Here is a 21,486-nt window from a genome sequence, read left to right as displayed (position 1 = left end):
CATCACGGGCCGCGCGGTCTCGCTCGACGGTCGGGCCAGCCCTTATACGCGGCCAGGCCGGGTGGCAGTCCAGCGGCTGACGGCCATAGCGGCGTTGATCACGAAGGCCGCCAAGCTCAGGGCCACCAACCAGAACAGCTTGTCGGCGTAGCCAACGACGGCCACCATGAGCCAGAACGAGAGAAGGAGGATACGGGTTGCCATTGCTCAATACCCCCAGGTGGTACTGATCGTATGCGCGCGCCTTGCCCAGCCACCGCGCCGGGGAGTCGCAAGCTGCGGCAATGCCAGCAGTATTTGCTAGGTCTAATCTTATCCGCCCGGAACGAATCCAGCAGGATGAAGCACCACCGGCACGCCGCGTGGCCCGGCAGCCATGCGGGCCACAGGTCGCGACAACTGATATGCAGATCGACGCTGACGCGCGTGGCGATGTTTCGTTCCGGCTGCATTCGCGAAACCCGCTGCCTAACAACACGAATCGGCCGCAAATTGCGCCTTCCCAACCCGCCCGTCCTCGGATACCCTCGCCCCTCCCAAACCGGCCCCGCCCGGCCGGCTGACATCGACGGTCTGGACATTTGGGCAGACCGGCCGAACGAGAGGCGACACACCATGCCAAATGATGTCCCCGACGACGAACGTCCCGAATCCTGCCCGGCCTGGTGCATCGCGAACCACGACGAGATCGAGGACGACAATCGTCGCCACGTCTCGCGCACCGCGCTAGTTCCCGGCATCGCACTAGTGTCACGCCGCCAGGACGGCACTGGTCCATGGACGGATGCCATCGGCGCGAGCGGCGCGGCGATCGACCTGCCAGGCGGGGAAGCGGCGGTGGGCATCACGATCAGCGTCGCCATGCACGCCAGAGACGACTCGCCAATGACATGGGTCTATATCGGTGATGGAGGACGGAGTGGGTGCGAGATCAGCGGTGAGACGGCATCGCTGGTCATCGACGCCGTGAAGGAACTGCTGAGCGAGCTGTAGTAGGACATGAACCCGCGCTTACGAAGACTCTGGCGCTGTCCTTGAACGCCGAAAAACGTCCCCGAAGTCGATCGAGCGGAAACCGCGAAGTGGAGGGAACGAGCGCACCGCCCTGACCACACCACGAACTCTCCTCTTCAACGCGCGCCGGATCGCACTCCGTTCCACGTCGAAGATGTTGGGGTATTCGCCGGTCGTAAAGTACGTCGCACGACGCTTCGTTATCGCATTCCGATCCCACACCGCAGTAGCGATAAAAATGGCTTCGATCACCACAAACATGAGCAGCATAATTTCGGACTGCCGGACGACAAGCTCCATCTTGTTGGGCACATCGGAGTCGGCAATAACCAGAATCTGCAGGGCAAGCAGAGCGGCCATCACCAGGCCTGCACCCCATATAGCCGCAGACGCCGTGCTGAACGCCGAACGATAAGAGAGCGCGATAACCCGTTCTTGAATCGCGGCCTCAAGGTGCTTTCGGGCAGTTGAGTCCACCGGCAGCCGGTCAGCCAAGTCCTGGTCGTCAAGTATCTGTCGCCGTTCACGACGAGTCACGGCCCTATCCCGGACCCACTTGCCGCCGTACGTCAGCAATGCCGCAACGATCACGCTGACGGACGTGGAAATGATCATGCCGGGGATGCTGTAGAGAAGATTCATGCCTGCAGTGTCCGCGAAGGGGCCGACATCTCTCGGCGCCACACGCTTGCGCCCATTACTGTTGCGCAAGGCACGGCCCGTTTTAACACGCGACGTCCGCTTTAGCGTTGACCTGAAATGCCCCAGAACGGGACCACGCACGCGATCATCGAGATAGCTCGGTGACGAACTCCGCTGTTTTCCCACCGTTAACCGAGCTGTTGTGTGATTTCACGCGGCCCATCGCGCCAGTGACTTTATCCTGACCCCAGTCGTAGGGGCGGACAGCACGAGTACGGCGGATTGCGGCGCTCGGCGGGGATGGGGGCTCGGTCATGAACGCGACGTCGAGTTTCAACGAGGTTGCCGGTTTCCGGGTCAGGCTCTGGCGCGGCGAGTCGATGTGTCTGCTGGGCTTTGACGTCGATGACCCCGAACCGGATTTTGTCGGGTTTGCCGTCGAGTACCGCGAGCCGGGCGGCACCGAATTCGTGACACTGCATAATCGGCTGTCGTTCAATCCGGCCGATCCGGTCAGCGGCGACCGCACCCATCCCACCACCGAAGCCCCGCTGCAGACCTACCGGTGGGTGCACTTCCCGTGGCAGCCGCGCCCCGGCCTCTACACCTACCGGATCACCAAGATGCACATGCCCAGCGACGGCCAGCTCGTCGCCGGACTCCAGATCGAACTGCCGATTGATCTCGGCCCCGTCACCATCGACGGCTTCCTTGATATCGGGTTCGCCCGAAACTTCGCATCATCGCAAGCCTTTGAAGACAAGAAGGTGTCGCTGGGACTGGCTAACGAGGACCTGCTGCCCGCCGAGGCCAGCCAAGGACTGGCATTCGCCGATCGCAAAGCCGCCATTGCCAGCCGAGCCGAAAACATCTATGAATGGCTCGGTTTCGAAGCCGCCAAGCTGCTGTTCGAGTTCCTAGACGACGCCATCGCCGATAACGCCGTGACCATCGACGCGATGGCCTACGACCTCAACGAACCCGACATCGTCGGCCGCCTTGAACAACTCGGCTCCCGGCTGCGCATCATCATCGACGATTCGGCCGAACACGGCGAACGCGCCAGCGCCGAAACCAAGGCTGCAGCCCGGCTGCGCCGCAGTGCCGGCACCAAGAACGTCCACCGCGGCCATTTCAGAAACCTGCAGCACAACAAGGTGTTCATCGCTCACCGCAACGGTGTACCGCACCGAGTCCTCGGCGGCTCGACCAACTTCTCCTTCCGCGGCCTCTACATTCAGGCCAACAACATGTACGTCTTCACCGATACTGCCATCGCCGGCTTGTTCTCTGACATGTTCGCGTTGGCCTTCACCGACATGGGAGGCTTCGCCGCCACCGATTTCGCCAAGGTCTGGCACACCGTGCAGCACCCCAACCGTCCCGCCGTGCGGCTGTGCTTCTCCCCCCACAGTCAGCCCGAACTGTCCCTAGCACCGGTGGGCGGCGACATCGACCAGGCCACCTCCTCGGTGCTGTACTCGTTCGCCTTCATGAACCAGACCACCTCCGGGGCGGTGCGCCAGGCTCTCGACCGCCTCATGGATAAGCCGCTTTTCAGCTACGGCGTGGTCAACAAGAGCGGCGGCATGGAAATCAAGAAGCCGGGCGGCGAAACCGGCTTGGTGGACTTCGCCTACCTGTCCAAACATGCCCCCGAACCGTTCAAATCAGAATGGTCGGGCGGCAAAGGCATCAACATCCACCACAAATTCGTCGTCATCGACTTCGACAAGCCAACGGCCAAGGTCTACACCGGGTCAAGCAACTTTTCGCCGGCCGGTGAACGCAACAACGGCGACCACCTGATCGTCATCGAGGATCAACGCGTCGCCATCGCCTACGCCATCGAAGCCATCCGAGTGTTCGACCACCTCAACTTCCGCAACCGCATGCGCGAAGCCGAAGGCCGCCGCCGAAACACCACACCCCGACAACCACTACTCCTGCAAAAACCGACCGCCATCTCAAACCGGCCCGAACCCTGGTTCGCCAAGTTCTATGTCCCCGGCAGCCCACGCGAACGTGACCGAAAAACGTTCTCCCGCAACGACACGAACTAGATTCGACGGCCCGCACCACGCGCTGTCTCGATACATGATTGAAGGGAACCGGCCGTGACGACATCGGCGAAACTGGGAACGCAGGCCATCGGTGCGGCGGGCGAGCTGTTCATCCAGTACCAGCTACTCAAGCGCGGCATCGACAGCGCCCGGCTCACCACCGACTCCGGCATCGACTTAGTGATGTGCGTGCCCGGCGCTCAGGAAGCCGCGACAATTCAAGTCAAATCAGTGCTCAACCCCGCACCAGCCGGCGGTACCGGTCATCCAACACTGGCGTGGATCTTCCCGGACGCATGCAAAGCGCAGTGGCTGGCCGGTGTCGACCTGTCCCGGGACTTGGCATGGCTATTTCCGATCGACGACGCACGACGTCTGGCACAACAACACGGACCCGACGGATCACGCACCTTGTACTGGTATCTGACCGATGTCGCACGCCGCCGGGTGGCAGGCATCGAGGCGGAATACGACCACTACCGGCTCGACGCGGTTATAACCGGTCTGCTGAATGGGCAGCCGCGGGAGCTGCCATGAGGTGGATCCTACGGAATGACATGGACGTGAACTTTTGGGCAGCACATGTCTTGATTCGCGGGGGTTTCTTCCTCTTCTGATCGTTCAGCGGCACACACAGGGCTCATGGGCGCGGCTGGCGGCGCTGCCGGAGCACGCGAAACCGCTCGCAAGCGGAATCGCGCGACACGCCGACGCGACTCGGGCGTCCCAGGAATCTATGCACACCGAACTACACTGATGTAACTCTCAGTAGTCGGTCCGCTGACCTGCATATATGGATACCTATCCCCAGGTTGAGTGCGGGCAATCCACAGCCTATCCCCAGCGACTCGGTGTCGGAGCCGTTGCAGGTTCGCTATTTCGTCGTTACCAGGACATATGATCCAAGAAGTCCAGACCAAGGTGGCCTGGACCGGAGTCCTTGGTCTGGAACCTTCTTGGCTGCTTGGCAGGCAGGCCTCGACGGTAGCACCAGCGCGCGCTGGGGGTAACGGCAACCCGCCGATTGCCCGACCTTGGACTTCGCCATGCACGGAACAACCGTGCCGATCAGTGCAAGGAGCACACACAAATGGCGAAGCACCGCACACCCAACAGCCGACACGTCGTGCCGAATCCGAACGGCGGCTGGGACGTCAAAAAGCCCGGCGCCAGCCGGGCCAGCGCGCACACCGACACGCAGCGCGAAGCGGCAGGGCGCGCAGCCGAGATCGTGCGCAACAGCGGCGGCGGCGAAGTGCGAGTCCATCGGCGCGACGGCAAGATTCGCGATTCCAACACCGTGCCGCCGGGCAACGACCCGTACCCGCCGAAGGGCTGATCGGATCGGGCTGCTCGGTGAAGGCCGCCGTCGGCGACCTTCACCGGGTCCAGCTCGAACCGCAACACGTCGGCAGCGCCCTCGCTGACCACGACGTCGCGGAAACCGACTTCGTCCGCCGTCACCGATGGCATCGCCAGCCGCCGTGGTTGCCTGGCGCTACACGGCGCTCAGGCAAGCGCGAAGCTCCCAGTCTCTAGCGATCAATTGCGGCCCAACAGCGGCCACCACACCATTGCAGCAATCCCTTCCGGTCCTCGCGTGGGCCTGTGTTGCCTTCCGCACGCCACAGGCCCACCCGGGCGAACCCGGACTACAACAGATACGGAATACCCACAGTGAATAAGTACCTGGCTTATATATTTCCGGCACTCGCCATGGTTGCATTCGTCGCGGCCGGCGTCTTTATCGGACACCGCATGTGGCCCCAAATCCAAACGGTAAGCACCGACGCATGGGGAGGCATCTGCGCCTCGCAGCAACGAATCTTGATCACCGACGACGGATCGACACCCGCTCTCACGACCGATGGCTTCCAGGTTCCCGGCCTGCCGATGCGATACGTCGGCAACAGTTCGGCTTCGGCTACCGTTGACAGCGACTGGCCACGAGAGGTCATCGCTGGCGGGTCATTTCCGCGCGATGATCAGCAACGCGTCGGCGTCATCGACGTATCGCCGATCGGACATGTCACCTATGCGATGACCGGCCTGCCGCGGTCGGCCAGCAACATGGCACTGTCGCAAGCTCTGACGCGCGAGTTCATCAACACACTCGGTGCCGGCAAGGTGACATGCTCGGCGAAATACTGGGTGGGGCCCAATCTGCCAGGCGAGTTGGCGTCTTTAGAGATCACCGGCACCGACGGCACGGTCACAACCGCCGCGCTCGCCGTTGTCGGTGAGCCCGATGCACGCGTGGTCATCTTCACGCGCGGAAACGCCCAGTACCCGATCGATGCCGATGCCGTCCTTCAGCTGGGACGCGCCATGCACTACGACGCAAACCCAGGAGCCTGACAACCATGGACCAGCACACGACAGCCGAAACCTGGACCACCCGCGATCTCCCGGTGCTACGCGCCATCGTTGATCTCTACGAAGAGACCGGTGACCCGGTGTCCGCGCGAGACATCGAGCACCGCACGGGATTTGACGAGGACAGCGTGCAGCGAGCCTTACGCAGGCTCAACACCCGCCCGTCGCTTCTAGACGACGTGACGGACACTGCGCAGGGCATCATCGTCGACGTCGGCGCCCCGACACGTGCAGCGCTCCAAGTGTCCGGTGCGTGGCCCTCTCCAGAGAATCTGCTGGATCGTCTCGTCGGTGCGCTACACGACGCTGCCGACGACGCAGACCGTCCGGATGATCAGCGCAGCAAGCTCAAACAACTCGCACTCGGCTTCAAATCCATTGGCTACCAGGTAGCCATCGGCGCACTCGGCGGAGCGGGCGGCAATCTGCTGAGCGGCTGAATCCACCTTTGCCGACGATCGGCGTGGCATCCCGCCTGTGCCCCAGAACGACCGGAACGCAGGATGCTCGGGTTGCCTGCATTGCCGCCACCGTGTCTGGCGGATAGCGGGCGCCAGCTTGTTGATCGGACCAACATTGTTGCCCGAATGTCACTTCGGCAACTACTTTCACAGCTCACTCCACGAGATTTCGGACCAACCGCTATCCTCAGTGAAGCGCCGCGCCGGGAGATATTGTTCCACCCATTCCGCGTGTTACGTGCAATAATCGGGTCAGCGAATCGGGAGGTTGTCATGGCAACTATTACGGCTAAGTGTCTCCTCCGCAACTCGCGCGAGGAACAACAGGCCTTACCCATCGCGATCTGACGATGACTCGGCACCGTCGCGGCGTTTTCTCCGCAGCATCACAGTATAGCCTAGACTTTGCCGTTGATCTTGACATCGCGCATGGCATGCGTCATAATCCGCGCCAGAGTGCCGCATCCATGGAACGCATCAACAATTTTCAATCAACCCAATTGAGCGATGAACAATCTGCTCCCGATTTGCCGTCTAACGTAATTCCACTAGAATCCGTAAGCGACCGCACCAGGCGAGAGATATATGACTTAGGACGCTGCAGAATAGAATTCAACGACGCCGCAAACGACATTGTTGAGTCCTGGCGAGCCCTGCTTGCGAACTCCGATCCGAAAGTTGTAGCTTACGCCTTCGAAGTGCTTCAGGACGCAGCCCATTACGGCAACGTACCACACTGGCTGCCCGAGCTCCTTTTTGACGCTTATTTACAAACCCCGCCTTACAGCCACTAAACCTTTGTCGTTTACCTTCCGCCGCACGTTTGCAAAGATTGCGGGATGACTGCGGGCAAGGCGAGAGAATGGTTCGAAAAGTTCGATCACATCTGACGCACCGTACTCATCTTTATATATTGCGGGGTTTAGTGCAACCCGTAGTCGCCGTGTTAGATTACGCCGATGCCGGAGTATGACACGGTGTGACGTCAACCGACCATCGTGCGTCTTTGCGTCGTTCCAACGGGAATACTCCTCCCTAAATGCCTCGAGTACGTCCAGCGGACTTTCAGTCCATTCCGCCCCGTTATTTTCATCAACGTAATCATATCCCGACAGATTAGTTCCAGTCCTGTCTAAAGTTTCCTTAACCATAGCACATACATCATCGCCAATGCCATCCTCGCTTGCATTATAGAGGTCGTGCAGAAATGCCGTCAGCGTAGCCATATAGAAGTGGCGAACCATCCACGGGATCGTCGATCTAGCCCCCGCATTTCCTTGCGGCTCTAGGAAAGCAAACAGTGTTGCGATATCTACGACACCAGCTACATCTCGCCTTTCGTCCGCAGTTGCCACAATTCCGATGAGAGAGCCTCGATCACTCCATACACCACTTCCACTGAACCCTGGAGCTATGGCGACGGCACCATCGCCCAAATGGTTGATTTGCAACCGCCCATTCGTAAACGACTTAACGACTCGACCTTCACCCCACAGCCCCTGCGGATAACCATTTGGAAACCCATAGCTAGTGACATGCGCGCCGATTATGGCGTCATCATTAAACAGAAATGGCGTGGGAAGATCAATATTGAGATCGGTTCCGACATTAAGTGCGACAATATCACCGCTGCGCGGAGAACTCCATTTGTCGACCGTTAGGCTGAGTTCGACTTCAGTGCCATTCGATTGAATGATCCCCGTCATCTGATCTTGATGCGTGGGGGTTCGCCCTGACTTTCTGTCGCGACCTAGTGCGTCGTTCACGACATGGCTGCAGGTGAATGCCAATCCATCACGGACTATAACAAATCCTCCGACAGTCATTGATTTGTCGGAGGACAACAACCGGCCGACTCCCGCAGGTACCTGAATACCATTACCACTCATACCTAGATAGTCCAATCAAGCTTCACTTTTAGTGTTGACTTTGCAGATCCTTGGGCGATCTTCACATCGCCGCCCACTGTGAGGTCCAATCCCATCTCGATTGAAGCAGAAGTGCCCCCTAATCCGGCAGCTTTGAACTCAGTATCGGCAAGCACCACGACCGCAGCCGCCGCGCGAAGCGCGTTTCCCGCCTGCTGCTGGGTAAGCGTAACTACTTTTTGCGCTAAGCCTGCATACTGCTGCCCTTCATCCTCATCGCCCGGTGGTGCTTGAGCTGTGAAATAGATGTCGGCGGTTCGATCTCCACTCAGTTGGATTCGCGCTTGACGATCCCCAATAGCGCCGTCCAAGCCTCCCCCTTTGTTTCTCGCGGTGGTCTCGAATTATCGCCGCCCGGTAAGAGCACAGCTCGCAAAGTATAGGTTGCCCCGGCTTTTCGAGTACGCATCTCGCTTCGCGTCTAACAAGGATTTAACACTAGTCGACTCTAGCCCTCGAAGTGATGCTCAGACTCGTCAACCCAAAAGTAATTGCCTTATCAATAAATGCGATTCATCTGTGACTCGGCCACCCCCAGCTGCCACTGAGGCCGGCATGTCCGCCACTAGGGGGCGCTCCTACCTGGGCTCAGATCCACAATCGCGTTTTCTCTGACCGATACTCGATGTGACATCGCCAGCCGAAGCTCAACGCCCCGATCCCGATACGTCCGTGTCCAAACTGCGAATCGCGGATCAGCAAGGTGCGCGGCTGTCTGCCATGTCGGCCATACCGGCATTGGCCAGTGCACGACCATCGAGGCCATGGTGCCGCCCTTGGCGACAGACATGTCCAGCGGCACGGCTTCGGCGATCAGCTGGTGGTAGTAGCCGCCGGTGACGTCGGGGTTCTTGTGCATGGTGAACGTGGGATCGGCGATGTCGGTGCCGTTGAGCCGGATGTCGGCGGGTCGCCAAGACTCGTAGGCCATCATCAGCCGGACGATGAAGTCGACCGTGGCCCCGGATTGGTACAGGGCGATTAGGCCCCAGGGCCGTTTGGATTCCGAGCGGTCGCGGATGATCGTGGCGAGCTTGCGGGCGCCCCGGTCGCCGCGCCGCCGGGCGGTGCGCTTGTCGCAGGCGAATTTGTTTGCGTACTCACCGATTCGCTGTTCGAGCGAGTCGCGGCCAACGTCCCATCCCGCGAGGTAGAAGTACGCCCCGATGTCGGTTTCCGGGTCGCTGCCGTACTCCTGGTGCAGGCGCTCCAGCCGTGCCCATGCGCGTGCGACGTCGCCCATGCCGAGCGCTTCGACCAGTTCGTTCATGCCGCTGAGCCGCTCGATAGCCGGCTTCCCGGGCATCTTGCGGATCGCACGCAGCTCCGTCACCAGCTGATCGCGCACGGGGTCTTTCAGCTCGGCGATGGCTGGCCCCCTGTCAGTTTTGTGTCAGTGACGAGGCCAGTATCGCTCGCATTGAATCGAGGTGTCCTACTGAAACGACACCCCGAGGAGTTATCTGATGTCCCCGAACGACATTGCCCGCAAGAGTTCCTGGCTGCCGACAGCCAGGTCGCCGCATGGCCTCAGCCGCGCGCAGGCCCGCACGCTTGCCCACCGCGAGGGTGAGGAGCTGATCGAGGGCCTGGTGACCGGCGCCCGTATCCAGGCCAAGGGCTACGCCACATTGGTGGCCACCCAGCTGGTGGGGGCGCTGTCCCGTGAGGCGGCCTTCCAGAGCGGCGGCGACCCGAAGGTCATGGCGCGCACCGATCTGTTGGTCGACCAGTTCACGGTGGCGGCTGCCAGCGAGATTGGCCGGCTGTGACCGGCCCGTCGCGGCGTCCGCACGAGCAGCGGATCGTCGTCCCGCACGGCGACCACCCGATCGTCGCCGAACACGTTGCCCGTCGGGCAGTCCAGATCATTACGGCCGCGCTATCGGATCTGCACAGCGTGGTCTCGGTGCACCGCGACATGGCTCCGGCCAGTACCGGGCACGTGCACCAGCACCTGGCAGCGATTGCCGGGGACACGCTGGCCTGGCTGGAACGGTGGCCGTCATGATGAGCCCGCTGCTGACATTCCCGGCCGTCTGTCTTGCGGCCTCTGCCGTCTACGCCCTGGTGCTGGTCGGGCTGGACCGATTGCTGACACATCGTTCCGCTGTCCGCCCCTGGGCCCGCGAATGCCGGCTGGCAGTGGCCATCCTGGTGGCGGCGCTGCCCGGTCTGGTGCGCGTAGCGCGGAGCTATGCCGCCACGGAGCGCCGTATCCGGGCGGAGGCCGCGAGGTGACCGCCGGCAATGACCGCCGGGCGGCTGGCGGCGGTGAGCTGGCCGAGGCGAGCGAGGTGTTGGGCCGGTTCATCGAGCAGGCGGCCCGCCAGACGGAAGACGAGGTGGGGTTCGGCTACGTGCTGGTGCCGGATGCGCCGAACGCCTACCCGGCGCTGACCGCGGCGTACGCCCGCAGCCTCGCGACGGGCTGCCCGCTGCCGATCTCGTCGGAAAACAGTGACGATGTGATCTACGGGCGTCCGGAAGTCAATGGGGCGCTGCGCTTTTGGCACGACATCAATCATGTCCGGCGCCGGCTTGATTTCGGGTTGGTCGATGAGCTGGAGCTGTCGCTGTGGCATCTGGGCGAACTCGAAGCGGCCGGACACGCGCCGGGGTCGCTGGTGTGGCGGCTGCTGCATGCCGATCTGACTGGGCAGGCCTACGTGCAGGCGTTCGCGCAGCGCTTCCCGCTCGATCAGCGCCGCTTCGTGACCGGCTGCGTGACAGCTGGTTTCGACCACGGACTGCTGGACGAGCTGCGCCACGGCGGTACGCCATGAGCGGGGGCGGGGGTTGGCTGGATCGGTTGGTTGGGGGCTGCGTCAGTCTGTTGATCGCCGCGTTCGCCCTTTACTGCGCGGCCTCGTTGCTTGAAGCGGTCTTGCCGACGCTCATGCTGGTGGTGGGGATCGCGGCGCTTGTCGGGCTGGTGATCGGCGCGGTTGTTGTATTTCGTACATGGCGGGATCGCTGGTGAGACAGTGCGATTTGTTCCCGAGAGCCTTCGTTCCGGTCGGTGTTGTGTTATGCGCCAACGCTATTGAGCTTTGAATCAATTCAAACGATAGTAAGTCCAGACGCGCTTTGAATTCGTTCAAAGCTTCATCGTCATCAAATCGCGTAATTCAGAAAGGAGGACAGCTATGTCGAAAACCGGACGCCCCAACTATCGCCGCGGCACCCGCGGACGACCAAAAGCCGAGCGGCACATCAGTATTCGCAGTGTCCGCCGTGACCCGCCCGACTTGCGCAAGCTCAGCCGCGCCGTCATCGCCCTGGCGCTGCGCGAAGCCGAACTCGACGCCGAAGCCAAGGCCGCCCAGGCCGCGCTGACCGTCGAGACCGATCCACCGGCCGATCCGTCCGCCGCCGCTGATCCTGCGGAGGTGAGCGATGACTGAGCCGCCCGAAATACCCCTGCATGCGGGCTCGCTGGTCTGGCAGCAGCTGTTTTTCCTCCAGCAGTTGCCCGAACTGTCGGCCTTCGGCCTGCTGCGCCACTGGGCCGCTGAACGGCATGCGCCGCAACTGATTCTGGAGGCCCGCGCCGACGATAGCGGCGTCGAATATCTGGTGGGCAGCCAACTGCGCCACGCCCAAGCGGTGCGCCGATCCGTCGAACAGCTGGTCGCCGGGGCCGTTGTCACCAGTGCCGATCCCGGCGACCGCCAGCGGGTGAGCACGGCCCGCCGGCTGCGCCTGAGCACCACCGCGCGGCCGCTGGAGCCCTCGGACGCGCTGGCCTCGGGCCGCTCCATCCTGCACGCCCTGACCAGCGTCGGGCGCGGCGAGCGGCTCGCCATCCAGATCGTGCTCGGCCCGCGCCGCCAGCCTCGCCTGGCCCCGGCCCGGCCGCAGCGCGCCGATCAACCGGTGGTGTCAAAGCTGCTGCACGGTATCCGAGTCGAACGCGACGGCGAGGCCCGCCAGGCGCTGGTACGCAAGTTGGGCCAGCACGCCTTTGCCGCGACGCTGCGCATCGGTGTGCACGCTGTCACCGCTGAGCGCCGCCGGGTGCTGCTGCTCGGGTTGGCGGCGGCTATCGGGACGGTCGAAGCGCCGGGTGTGCACCTGCGATTGCGGCCGGAAAAGCCTGACCGGCTCAACCGCCCGCGGGCCAGCTGGTCGGGGTTCACGCCGTCGCAGCCGCTGACCGTGACCGAAGTGGCGCGGCTGTCGGGCTGGCCGATCAACGACCGCGACGAGCCGCTTCCGGGGCAGCCGCCGCGCCACCCCCGCCCGGTCCTCCCGACCCCGGCGGTGGCGGCCGGTGTCCGGGTGATCGCCGACGCCGATGCGCCCGGCACCACCTCGGCCATCGGCTACAACGTCACCGACGCGCTGCGCCACACCTGGGTCATCGGCCCCAACGGCACCGGCAAGTCCACCCTGCTGCTGAACATGATCGTGCAGGACCTCACGGCCGGTCGCCCGGTGGTGGTCATCGAACCCAAAGACCTGGTCGCCGACGTGTTGGCCCGCATCCCGGCCGAGCGCCGCGACGATGTGGTGCTGCTTGATCCGTTGTCGCAGGCGCCGGTTGGGATCAATCCGCTCGACGGCCGGAACCGCTACGGCCGCACCTCCGACGTGGTGGCCGACAGTCTGTTCGGCACCTTCAAAGCGCTTTACGGCGACAGTCTTGGCCCCCGCTCGTCGGACATCCTGCGCAATTGCCTGGAGGTGCTGGCCCGTCGCCGCGACGCATCACTGGTCATGCTGCCGCTGCTGCTGACCAATCCGGGTTTTCGCCGCTCGCTGACCCAGCAGGCGATCCGCGACGACCCGTTCGCCGCCGGGCCGTTTTGGCAGTGGTTCGACAGTTTGTCGCCCGACGCGCTGGCCTCGACGGTCGCGCCGCTGAGCAACAAGCTGCGCCCGCTGCTGAGCAAACAGCTGCGGGCCGTGCTGGCTCAGCGCAACCCGAAATTCAATGTCCGCCAAGTGCTGCGGGAGAAGAAGGTGCTGCTGGTGCCGCTGCAAAAAGGCGTCCTCGGCCCCGAAAACGCCCAGCTGCTCGGCGCGCTGGTGCTGGCCGAGCTGTGGCAGGCCATCCGCGAACGCGCCGGGACCCCGGAAGCCAGCCGCGATCCAGTGATGATCTACATCGACGAAGTCCAGGACTACTTGAAACTGCCCACTGACCTCGGTGACGCCTTGGCCACCGCCCGCAGCCTGGGCGCGGGCTTTCATCTGGCCCACCAGTACCAAAAACAGTTGCCGCCGGCCATGCTCGACGCCTTCAAAAACAACGCCCGCTCGCGGATCTGCTTTCAACTGCACGCCGGTGACGCCAAAGACATGGCCGCCGGCCAATCCGTCCTCACGCCTGAAGATTTCAGCAGTCTGCCCGCCCACCACGTCTACGCCAGCCTGGTCCGCAACAACACCGTGCAGCCCTGGGCCTCGGGGATTACCCGCCGCCCGCCCGAGCCGACCAGCGACCCCGACGACATCCGCCGCCGCAGCCTGCAACGCTACGGCCAACCGCTCGACGAGATCGAAGCCGGCTTTGCCGCCCTGCTCGACACCGCTACCACCGGTGACCCGGACAGCGAGATCGGCCAGCCGCGCCGTCGGAGGGCAGCGCAATGACCGTGCCGGATACCACGAAGCACGGGGTTGGGGAAAGGGGCGGTGGCGAAGCGACGACCGGCAGTCACCCGATCGCTCACCCGATCGCAGCAGCCATCGCCCCTCAATCTCCGCAGGCAGATGCCGTAGCGGACCGGTTAGGGTCGGCGAATGATGGTGCCCCACGGGGCACCACACCGCCCGCCACGCCGCACCGTACCCGACCCACCGACCTGGCTGCCCTCGCGTCGCGTCTCAGCGACCGCGACCATGCCATCCTGCGGTCGGTCGCCGAACACCAATTCCTGACCGGCCGCCAAATCACGGTCCTGCATTTCGCCGACCATGCCGCCACGTCCGGTCCGCGCATCGCCCGCCGCACCCTGGAGCGCCTGCGGGAGTGGCGACTGCTCGGCGCGTTGGAACGGCGTATCGGCGGCGTGCGCGCCGGATCGGACGGCATGATCCATTACCTCGACGTCGTCGGCGACCAACTGCTGCGCGGCCGCACCGGCCGCACCACACGCCGCCCTCGCGAACCCAGCGAGCGGTTCGTGCGACACCGCCTGGCCGTCGCCGACACCCACCTCGAGCTGATCGAGGCAGACCGCCGCGGCCCCTTGGAGCTGGAGGTCTGCACGGTCGAACCGGCCGCGTGGCGGCGCTATCCCGGGACCGGTGGCGCAGCGCAGGTCCTCAAGGCCGACCTGTACGCCGAGACCGGCGCCGGCGAAGACCTGGCGCGCGCCTGGTTCATCGAGGTCGACCTGGGCAGCGAAAGCATGCCGACGCTGCTGCGCAAATGCCACGACTACGAGACCTACCGCCGCAGCGGCATCGAACAACACGACAGCGGCGGCTTTCCGATTGTCATCTGGAGCGTCACCCACCGCAACCCCGACAAGGCCGAGACCCGCCGCGCCGCCCTGCGCGACGCCATCGCCGCCGACCGCACCCTGCCGCCGCGCCTGTTCCGCGTTATCGCGCCCCAGCAACTGATCCCGACACTGCAGCCCGGAGGCCAGCAATGAACCGCACCCGGTTTACGGCCCCACCGCGCGCCGAGATTTTGGTGGGCGACGCGCTCGATCAGCTGCGCCGTCTGCCCGACGCGTCAGTCGACATGCTGCTGACCAGTCCGCCGTACTTCCGGCTGCGCAACTACCAGCACGACAACCAGATCGGCCTGGAACCCACCGTCGAACAGTGGGTCGGGCGGCTGGCAGCCATCCTGACCGACGCCCGCCGCGTGCTAGTCCCGACCGGCACCCTGTGGCTCAACCTCGGCGACACCTACGCCAGCCATCCGTCGCAGGGCGCGCCGCGCAAAAGCCTGCTGCTCGGACCCGAGCGGCTGGCGCTGCGGCTACACGCCTCGGGCTGGATCCTGCGCAACAAGATCGTCTGGGCCAAACCCAATCCGATGCCGATCAGCGTCACCGACCGCCTGGCCGCCACCTACGAATACGTCTACGTCCTGGCCCAACAACCGCAGTATTTCTTCGACCTCGACGCCATCCGCGTGCCGCACCGCTCCCGCCTTGGCCGCCCGTACACGGTCACCCGGCCGCCCGAAGGCTGGCGCGGACCCAACAGCGACACCGCCACCGGCCTCGACGCACTCAAAGCCGCCGGGCGCGTCGGCCACCCGCTGGGCAAAAACCCCGGCGACGTCTGGACCATGGCCACCGCCGGCTACCGCGGACACCACGCCGCCTTCCCGCTGGCCCTCGCCACCCGCGCCATCACCGCTGGCTGCCCCGAAGCCCGCTGCCACGCCTGCCGCCGTCCCTGGCGCCGCCGCCTCGTACGCCCGCTCGGCGCCACCGCGGTACGCGGTGCGCTCGGCCCGACCTGCGACTGCCGCGCGGACCCAGAGCCCGGGCTGGTGCTCGACCCGTTCATTGGCAGCGGCACCACCGCCGTCGCCGCCGACAATCTCGGCCGCGACTGGCTCGGCATCGAACTCAACCCCGACTTCGCCGCCCTGGCCCGGCAGCGGATCGCCGAGAACCGGTCCCGCCCACGTCATCAGCCCACGGACGCGGAGGCTGCCGCATGAGTGCGGGGCCTCGTCGGTGTCATGCGGCCGTACCCGTAAACGCAGCCTGCGTTTACCGGCCGCAGCGCACCGAGGAGGTCGCTATGTCCACACCGGACGACACCGTCAAGGGCGTCAAAACCCTTGGCATCCGGCTCAAGCCGGACGTGCACGCGCAGCTGAGCTTCATTGCCCAGCTGCGCGAGGGCACGATCACCGACGAGATTCAGATCGCCATTGCCGAGCACATCGCTCGCGCCAAAGACGATCCCGATCTCAAAAGCCGGGCAGCCGCCGCCCGCGCCGAAATCGAGCGTGAAGCAGCGGCCCGCCAGCAGGCCATCGCCACCCTGTTCGATGCCGACGCATCGAGCAGCGGTGCCGAGGGAGCGCGGCCCAGCCGCCGCACTCAGAAGGGAGGCGATGCCACCTAGCAGCGCCCAACCCGGGCCTGCTCACATCGGCCCCGGACGGGAACAGCATGAGCCAACCACGCTCGCTGTTTCCCGCCCGGGCCGACAACAACCAATGCCACGAAAGGAGGTGAGCATGCATGACCAACCACCCACACCGCATCCAGACCACGAGCCGGACACCGGGCCTGAACACGACAGCGAACCGCGGCCGTCGCCGGCCATCTACGTCGCCAGCCTGGCCGACTACAACAACGGCGTCCTGCACGGCCGATGGATCGACGCCGCCCGCGACCCCGCCCAGCTGCACGCCGACGTCGCAGCGATGCTGGCGACCTCACGCCAGCCCGACGCCGAAGAATTCGCCATCCACGACTACGAAGACTTCGGCGTCTGCCGTATCCACGAATACGACTCGCTCGAACTGGTCGCCCGCATCGCACGCGGCATCCGCCAATACGGCAACGCATTCTCAGCCTGGGCCGATGTCCACGAAGCCGAACCCGAACGGTTCGACGACTTCGCCGAGGCCTACCTCGGCCACTACGACTCCGTCCAGGACTACGCCGAACAGGTCGCCGACGACCTCGGCTACACCGAGGAACTGGAGAAACTGCCCGAGGCCATACAGCCCTACGCCCGCATCGACACCGCCGCCATGGCCCGCGACATGACGCTATCCGGCGCCATCTACGTGACGCCCGATCCCAGCGGCGGGATCTGGGTGTTCGACAGCAGCACTTGACCACCGGCGAGGTAAGGAAATCCTTTGTCCGTCAATGGATTTACGTTGTCAAATTGTCAATTGGCATTGAACCAATTCAATGAACGGACGTAAAATGGGAAATATGAACGGAGGCAACGCAAATGACACCAAAACAACACACCCGCCTGACTGACATCGTAATGCGCAAGCGGCAAGCATTGGGACTCAGCGTTGCCGAACTGGCACGGCGCGCCGGTCTGGACGTCGCAACGGTCTGGCACATCGAAACCGGCACGACCGTCAGCCCCAAGGCCGAGACACTGCAGGCCATCGGTGACGCGCTCGGTATCCCGGCCAGCGACCTGTTCGCCGCCGCCGGCTGGGTAGCCGCGCAGGAACTGCCGACCATGCGCCCCTACCTGCGCACCAAATACCGCCAACTGCCACCAGCCGCGGTCAACGAGATCGAAGCCCACTTCACCGACGTCGCCCGGCGCTACGGCATCAGCTTCGACCAGCGCGCCGGACCGATCGACGGCGAAGACGAATAACAACCGAACAACAAACGAGACAACAACCCCACAGGGTGGAAGGAGGGTACGTGGATCAGCATCAACAACCAACAACCAGGAGCGTGCTTGGCACTCTGCGCAGCCTCATCCCCACGCACGGACGCATACCGTTCGCCGAATCCCTGCGCATCGCCGAACGCCAAGCCAACCGGCTGCTCAAACTACACGGCATCACCGCCGGACCCGTCCCCACCGAGATCATCAGTGACCTACCCAAAATCACCGTCGAATACATCGGCCAGCTCTTCTGGGGCGCCAGCTTCTGGGACGCCAACCGCCAAGTCTGGGTCATCCAGCTCTCACGCGCCGAATCGCCGACCCGCATCCGCTACACCCTGGCCCACGAATTCAAACACATCATCGACCACGGCCGACAAGCAATGCTCTACCGCGGCACCCGCCGCACCAGCCCCGACGCCCAAGCCGAACAAGTCGCCGACTACTTCGCCGACTGCCTGCTCGTCCCGCGCACCTTCCTCAAGACCCTGTGGGACAACGGCATCCGCACCACCGGCGAACTCGCCGACACCTTCCAAGTCAGCGAAACCACCATCGGTCGGCGACTCACACAAACCGGCCTCGTCGAACACCACCACCTGCGCCACCTGCCCGCACCACTCCCATTCATCGCCGACAACGAAGTCGAACTGCCTCCGCCAGATACTCGCAGCGATTCAGCGGAGGAAGGAGCGCTGCCGGCATGAACACCGACCACATCAAGCAACACCGGGCCAGTAGCCCCTCTGACACTGCCAGCATTGACGCCCAAACACGCAGGCTCCTCCGGGTTCTTGGCGAATCGGCACTTCGACTTGCTGACGGCCAGGCACTCGACGACACGCAGTTGGCGCACTACCTGTCACAACTCGAACTCACGGATCGACACGAGGAACTGTTGACGGTCCCAGAAGCATGCAACCAACTTCGCATCAGCCGCTGGAGTTTCTACCGACTTATCCACCAACGCAGTCTCGCAACCGTGACAATTGGCCGCCGCCGCTTTGTCGCACGCGCCGAAATCGACCGCTTCGTCCTCACCCTGCGCCACGCTGGAGAAGCCCCATGACGGGGCGGCGACCGACCGGCGAAGGCACCATCTACCGGAGAAAAGACGGGCGATGGGAAGGCGCCGCATACCTGCCGACCGCCAGCGGTGGGCGCCGCCGCATACGGGTCTACGGCAAAACGCGAAGCGAAGCCCACACGCGGTTGAACGAATATCTGGCCACCTCGCAGCGCGGCGTGCCCGTACCGGAGCGATCATGGACAATCGCGGCATACCTTGACTACTGGATGCGCGAAGTGGCACCGCTCACATTGCGACCAAGGACAATTGAACTCTACGAGTCAGTAATCAGAAACCACCTCAAACCCCGACTCGGCATGAAGCCGCTGCTGCGACTATCCGTCGCCGAACTGCAAATGATCCTGAACCGACAACTGGCCGACGGCCACTCGGTTCGAACGGTGCGCGCCACTCGAACCGTCCTGAGCGCCGCACTCACCCGCGCCATGCGCGAAGAATTGGTCACCCGCAACGTCGCTCGCTTGGTCGAACTCCCCGCGTGGGAGAAAAAGGACCGCACACCCTGGACTGCCGCTGAAGCGTCACGCTTCCTCGCACAAGCCAGAAACGACGCCTTGTTCCCGGCCTACCTCCTGCTGATGATCCTCGGACTGCGCCGCGGTGAAATGCTCGGCCTCCGATGGAGCGATGTCGACTGGGACCGCAACGAAATTCATATCCGCCAACAACTCCAACAGATCGGCGGACAGCTCCAGGTCGGTCCGGTGAAAACCAGTGCGGGCAAGCGCGACCTGCCACTGCTACCGATACTGCGGACGGTGCTGGCACGACATCAAGCGCGACAGAACACTGCAGCCAACACATGGAATCTGGTGGTGACGACGACCGCCGGCTCGCCACTCTGGCCGCGCAACTTCGTGCGGGCATTCCACGCGCTTCGCGAACGGGCTGGACTGCGCCGCATACGCGTCCACGATCTACGGCACATGACCGCCACCCTGCTCAAAGACCTCGGCGCACCCGCCCGCGATGCGCAACTCATTCTCGGCCACGCCCACATCTCGACAACCCAGCAGATCTACCAACATGCCAACACCGCCACACAACAAACAGCGCTCGACCGACTTGGTCAAGCGCTACTCGTTACATCCGATGACAGTGGCCGTAGCCGTCAAATTCAGCCGTCAATCGCCGAATCTGTTGTCACCAGTACATCAATCATCTCTGGAGGGCCAGGAGGGGCTCGAACCCTCGACACCCTGCTTAAGAGGAGAAAAATGCTAGGCGACAGACACTCTCTGACCTCTGTAATCACACAACTACGAGCACGCACAAACACGCACCTGCTTGGCTACGTAGCCGTCACGAATAGCCGTCAACCGGAACGCGTCGATGTAGGCCCACTCCACAACTGACGATCAGACCAGCGTATTACCCAATCCCAGTGACCACGAACAGGAGACACAGTGAAAACTGCGGTCGTATACCTCCGGGTGAGTACCCGCGAGCAAGCTACGCGCGGCAACGAAGCCGAAGGGTTTTCTATCCCCGCGCAGCGAGATGCCTGTCGGCGCAAGGCAGAATCGTTGGGCGCGACCGTGATCGAAGAATTCGTGGACGCGGGCGAATCGGCAAGATCGGTGGGACGCCCGGCGCTGCAACGCATGTTGGCCCACATCGCACACAACCCAACGACCTACGTCATCGTCCACAAAGTCGACCGCCTGGCGCGAAACCGCGCCGACGACGTCCAAATCAACCTTGCGCTCCAGGCCGCGGGATGCGCACTTGTCAGCGTCACGGAAAACATCGACACAACGCCGAGTGGGCTACTTCTCCACGGCATCATGTCAAGCATTGCCGAGTTCTACAGCCGAAACCTCGCCAACGAAGTCGCCAAAGGTGCGCGACAGAAAGCGAAGAACGGCGGCACGCCCACCGTCGCACCGATCGGCTACCTCAACGTTCGCGAGACCATCGACGGCCACGAAATCCGCACCGTGCGTACCGATCCAGAACGCGCACCACACATCGTGTGGGCCTTCGAGCAGTACGCCACCGGTGATTGGAGCTTGTACAACCTCGCCGACGTACTTGAAGCTCGGGGACTGCGCCAACGCTCGACCGCGAAGCGAGCCGCGCGACCGCTCCCGGCGAACAAGCTGCACAACGTCCTGCGCAACCGCTACTACTTGGGCTACGTCAGCTGGGAAGGCGTTGAATACCCAGGCAAGCACGAACCTCTCATCGATACAGCGACATTCGAGCACGTGCAACAGGTCCTCAGTGCACACCGTCAATCCGGTGAGCGGTCCTACCGGCGCCAGCACTACCTGGCCGGCTCACTGTACTGCGGTCGATGCGGCGCGAAACTGCTCTACGCCATCTCCACGGGCAGGCACGGCGGCAAATACGCCTACTGGTTCTGCGGCGGCCGGCACAACCGCAAGAACGGCTGCGACCTCCCCTACATGACAGATGAACGCGTCGAAACAGCCATCGTGTCGTTGTGGGCCGGCACGAAAATCCCCGCCTCAAGCCTGGAGACAATCCGGGCCGGCCTCCTCGACGATCTGACAGCGCACGACGCCCAATCCTCACAAGAGCGGACTCTGCTACAACGTCGCGTCGCCGACATCAAGCGCGAGCGACTCAAGTGGGCC

At 63.5% G+C, this 21,486-nt stretch carries 27 protein-coding genes and 1 pseudogene; 23 read left to right on the top strand and 5 right to left on the bottom strand.

The window, feature by feature from the left end; genetic code table 11:
- Positions 1-42: 42 nt before the first annotated feature.
- A complete protein-coding gene (locus AWC31_RS37415) occupies positions 43-204 on the bottom strand; it encodes a hypothetical protein (protein WP_165765972.1) in 162 nt (53 codons plus the stop codon).
- A gap of 411 nt (positions 205-615) precedes the next feature.
- On the opposite strand from AWC31_RS37415, the gene AWC31_RS15510 reads away from it, so the two are divergent.
- Positions 616-993 (top strand): hypothetical protein, encoded by a 378-nt coding sequence (locus tag AWC31_RS15510; protein WP_085145033.1) that lies wholly within the window; start codon positions 616-618, stop codon positions 991-993.
- An 18-nt stretch (positions 994-1,011) separates the two neighbouring features.
- On the opposite strand, the gene AWC31_RS15505 is transcribed toward AWC31_RS15510, so the two are convergent.
- Entirely contained in the window at positions 1,012-1,656 is a 645-nt protein-coding gene (locus tag AWC31_RS15505; RefSeq protein ID WP_085145032.1) for a hypothetical protein, read from the bottom strand.
- 314 nt (positions 1,657-1,970) lie between these two features.
- On the opposite strand from AWC31_RS15505, the gene AWC31_RS15500 reads away from it, so the two are divergent.
- The 6 genes from AWC31_RS15500 to AWC31_RS37160 all read left to right on the top strand — a co-directional run bounded on the left by AWC31_RS15500 (position 1,971) and on the right by AWC31_RS37160 (position 7,350).
- Entirely contained in the window at positions 1,971-3,719 is a 1,749-nt protein-coding gene (locus AWC31_RS15500; RefSeq protein WP_085145031.1) for a phospholipase D-like domain-containing protein, read from the top strand.
- Between the two features lie 54 nt (positions 3,720-3,773).
- Complete coding sequence (locus AWC31_RS15495) at positions 3,774-4,256, top strand: carbohydrate kinase family protein (protein ID WP_085145030.1); 483 nt, start codon at positions 3,774-3,776, stop codon at positions 4,254-4,256.
- 553 nt (positions 4,257-4,809) lie between these two features.
- Positions 4,810-5,058: a DUF2188 domain-containing protein gene (locus tag AWC31_RS15490; RefSeq protein ID WP_085145029.1), complete on the top strand. Its 249-nt coding sequence runs from the start codon at positions 4,810-4,812 to the stop codon at positions 5,056-5,058.
- A gap of 488 nt (positions 5,059-5,546) precedes the next feature.
- A complete protein-coding gene (locus tag AWC31_RS15485; RefSeq protein ID WP_234816870.1) occupies positions 5,547-6,077 on the top strand; it encodes a hypothetical protein in 531 nt (176 codons plus the stop codon).
- Between the two features lie 5 nt (positions 6,078-6,082).
- Positions 6,083-6,535, top strand: a complete 453-nt coding sequence (locus AWC31_RS15480) for a hypothetical protein (protein WP_085145028.1) — start codon at positions 6,083-6,085, stop codon at positions 6,533-6,535.
- Positions 6,536-6,849: 314 nt separating this feature from the next.
- Positions 6,850-7,350: a hypothetical protein gene (locus AWC31_RS37160; protein ID WP_133060168.1), complete on the top strand. Its 501-nt coding sequence runs from the start codon at positions 6,850-6,852 to the stop codon at positions 7,348-7,350.
- On the opposite strand, the gene AWC31_RS15475 is transcribed toward AWC31_RS37160, so the two are convergent.
- The 3 genes from AWC31_RS15475 to AWC31_RS15470 form a co-directional block, all read right to left on the bottom strand.
- Entirely contained in the window at positions 7,324-8,445 is a 1,122-nt protein-coding gene (locus AWC31_RS15475; RefSeq protein WP_085145027.1) for a S1 family peptidase, read from the bottom strand. The two genes, AWC31_RS37160 and AWC31_RS15475, sit on opposite strands and share 27 nt — an antisense overlap.
- Positions 8,446-8,447: 2 nt before the next feature.
- Positions 8,448-8,795: a CU044_2847 family protein gene (locus AWC31_RS37155; RefSeq protein ID WP_133060167.1), complete on the bottom strand. Its 348-nt coding sequence runs from the start codon at positions 8,793-8,795 to the stop codon at positions 8,448-8,450.
- Positions 8,796-9,049: 254 nt separating this feature from the next.
- Positions 9,050-9,817, bottom strand: a complete 768-nt coding sequence (locus AWC31_RS15470) for a hypothetical protein (RefSeq protein WP_133060166.1) — start codon at positions 9,815-9,817, stop codon at positions 9,050-9,052.
- A gap of 133 nt (positions 9,818-9,950) precedes the next feature.
- On the opposite strand from AWC31_RS15470, the gene AWC31_RS15465 reads away from it, so the two are divergent.
- The 16 genes and pseudogenes from AWC31_RS15465 to AWC31_RS38290 form a co-directional block, all read left to right on the top strand.
- Positions 9,951-10,256, top strand: coding sequence for a hypothetical protein (locus AWC31_RS15465; protein WP_085145025.1), 306 nt, complete (start codon positions 9,951-9,953; stop codon positions 10,254-10,256).
- A complete protein-coding gene (locus tag AWC31_RS15460) occupies positions 10,253-10,495 on the top strand; it encodes a hypothetical protein (RefSeq protein ID WP_085145024.1) in 243 nt (80 codons plus the stop codon). The genes AWC31_RS15465 and AWC31_RS15460 overlap by 4 nt, the downstream gene beginning before the upstream one ends.
- A complete protein-coding gene (locus tag AWC31_RS15455) occupies positions 10,492-10,725 on the top strand; it encodes a hypothetical protein (protein ID WP_133060165.1) in 234 nt (77 codons plus the stop codon). Before AWC31_RS15460 ends, AWC31_RS15455 begins: the two co-directional genes overlap by 4 nt.
- Positions 10,722-11,270: a hypothetical protein gene (locus AWC31_RS15450; protein WP_085145022.1), complete on the top strand. Its 549-nt coding sequence runs from the start codon at positions 10,722-10,724 to the stop codon at positions 11,268-11,270. Before AWC31_RS15455 ends, AWC31_RS15450 begins: the two co-directional genes overlap by 4 nt.
- Positions 11,271-11,320: 50 nt before the next feature.
- Positions 11,321-11,467, top strand: a complete 147-nt coding sequence (locus tag AWC31_RS15445) for a hypothetical protein (protein ID WP_234816869.1) — start codon at positions 11,321-11,323, stop codon at positions 11,465-11,467.
- 166 nt (positions 11,468-11,633) lie between these two features.
- Positions 11,634-11,891: a hypothetical protein gene (locus AWC31_RS15440; protein ID WP_085145020.1), complete on the top strand. Its 258-nt coding sequence runs from the start codon at positions 11,634-11,636 to the stop codon at positions 11,889-11,891.
- Positions 11,884-14,085 (top strand): type IV secretory system conjugative DNA transfer family protein, encoded by a 2,202-nt coding sequence (locus AWC31_RS15435; RefSeq protein WP_085145019.1) that lies wholly within the window; start codon positions 11,884-11,886, stop codon positions 14,083-14,085. The genes AWC31_RS15440 and AWC31_RS15435 overlap by 8 nt, the downstream gene beginning before the upstream one ends.
- Positions 14,082-15,095 (top strand): replication-relaxation family protein, encoded by a 1,014-nt coding sequence (locus AWC31_RS15430; protein ID WP_085145018.1) that lies wholly within the window; start codon positions 14,082-14,084, stop codon positions 15,093-15,095. The genes AWC31_RS15435 and AWC31_RS15430 overlap by 4 nt, the downstream gene beginning before the upstream one ends.
- Positions 15,092-16,126, top strand: a complete 1,035-nt coding sequence (locus AWC31_RS15425; RefSeq protein ID WP_085145017.1) for a DNA-methyltransferase — start codon at positions 15,092-15,094, stop codon at positions 16,124-16,126. The genes AWC31_RS15430 and AWC31_RS15425 overlap by 4 nt, the downstream gene beginning before the upstream one ends.
- 83 nt (positions 16,127-16,209) lie before the next feature.
- Positions 16,210-16,539, top strand: coding sequence for a hypothetical protein (locus AWC31_RS15420; protein WP_085145016.1), 330 nt, complete (start codon positions 16,210-16,212; stop codon positions 16,537-16,539).
- Positions 16,540-16,654: 115 nt separating this feature from the next.
- Positions 16,655-17,263, top strand: coding sequence for an antirestriction protein ArdA (locus tag AWC31_RS15415; RefSeq protein ID WP_085145015.1), 609 nt, complete (start codon positions 16,655-16,657; stop codon positions 17,261-17,263).
- 161 nt (positions 17,264-17,424) lie between these two features.
- Positions 17,425-17,775 (top strand): helix-turn-helix domain-containing protein, encoded by a 351-nt coding sequence (locus tag AWC31_RS15410; RefSeq protein WP_234816868.1) that lies wholly within the window; start codon positions 17,425-17,427, stop codon positions 17,773-17,775.
- Positions 17,776-17,825: 50 nt separating this feature from the next.
- Positions 17,826-18,500: an ImmA/IrrE family metallo-endopeptidase gene (locus AWC31_RS15405; protein ID WP_085145013.1), complete on the top strand. Its 675-nt coding sequence runs from the start codon at positions 17,826-17,828 to the stop codon at positions 18,498-18,500.
- Positions 18,497-18,862: a helix-turn-helix domain-containing protein gene (locus tag AWC31_RS15400; protein ID WP_085145012.1), complete on the top strand. Its 366-nt coding sequence runs from the start codon at positions 18,497-18,499 to the stop codon at positions 18,860-18,862. The genes AWC31_RS15405 and AWC31_RS15400 overlap by 4 nt, the downstream gene beginning before the upstream one ends.
- The gene (locus AWC31_RS15395) at positions 18,859-20,238 is read left to right on the top strand and encodes a tyrosine-type recombinase/integrase (protein ID WP_085145011.1); all 1,380 of its coding nucleotides are present in this window, start codon (positions 18,859-18,861) and stop codon (positions 20,236-20,238) included. The genes AWC31_RS15400 and AWC31_RS15395 overlap by 4 nt, the downstream gene beginning before the upstream one ends.
- A gap of 51 nt (positions 20,239-20,289) precedes the next feature.
- Positions 20,290-21,318, top strand: a pseudogene (locus tag AWC31_RS38290) (recombinase family protein); the annotation flags it as partial.
- Positions 21,319-21,486: the final 168 nt, after the last annotated feature.

The organism is Mycolicibacterium wolinskyi (assembly GCF_002101965.1).
In the GTDB taxonomy this organism is placed as follows: domain Bacteria; phylum Actinomycetota; class Actinomycetes; order Mycobacteriales; family Mycobacteriaceae; genus Mycobacterium; species Mycobacterium wolinskyi.
This window is presented reverse-complemented; position numbering and strand designations above follow the sequence as displayed.